This window comes from Cellulomonas sp. P2_B4, assembly GCF_056404795.1.
Map to the genome: position 1 here is coordinate 1 of NZ_JBFUDI010000046.1, position 697 is coordinate 697.

Below are 697 nucleotides of genomic sequence, written 5' to 3' on the forward strand. Positions count from 1 at the left end.
GTGTTGGCGCCATGCGCAAACGCGAGATCGCCCATTACGAGCATGAAAATGGCGGCGAGCACGAACTTCATAGCGTGCAGTCTACCCGCAAGAGATTAACGAATCCTCGACGCCGGGCTCAAACGCGACCCGACGCGCTCGCGGATCCACAGCGCGACGGCCTCCGCGGCGGTGATCGGGATCATGTGGCCGCCATCGATCATCGTCAGCGCGACTCGGGGAACATCGGCCGCGATCCGGGCGCCGTGGATCGCCGGGTCGAGAATCCGGTCGTCCCTGCCAAACAGAATCGCGACCGGCACGGCGAGATCGCCATAGCGCGCGGCCAGCGCCGCCATGTCGGCGCGCGCGGCGGCGAGATCGGTCGAGGCGGCGTGGAAGGCGCCGGGACGCAGCACGAGCTGGCCGCCGCCGAGCGTGGCGAAGTCGGGCGGAACCGGCTCAGGCGCGAATACCGCCACCGCGCCCCTGCTGCCCGATAATAGCCCCACCGGCGTCGCCAGCGTCCAGGCGACGGCGCGGCGCAGCGCGGGCGACGCGATGGCGATACCACGGAACGCCGCCGGCACCTGGTCCTGTGGCTGAGTCAGCGGGGCGATCAGGGCGAGGCCGCCGACCTTGTCGGGATGATCGAGCGCCAGAGCGAGCGCCACCGCGCCGCCGAGCGAATGGCCAACGACCAGCGGCGATTCGAGGT

1 protein-coding gene is annotated in these 697 nt (G+C 70.3%); it reads right to left on the reverse strand.

Translation table 11 applies throughout. From position 1 onward, the window contains the following. Positions 1 to 95: 95 nt before the first annotated feature. Positions 96 to 697, reverse strand: a 602-nt coding sequence (locus AC1DZC_RS19990) for an alpha/beta fold hydrolase (RefSeq protein WP_477044486.1), incomplete at its 5' end; no start/stop codon positions are given.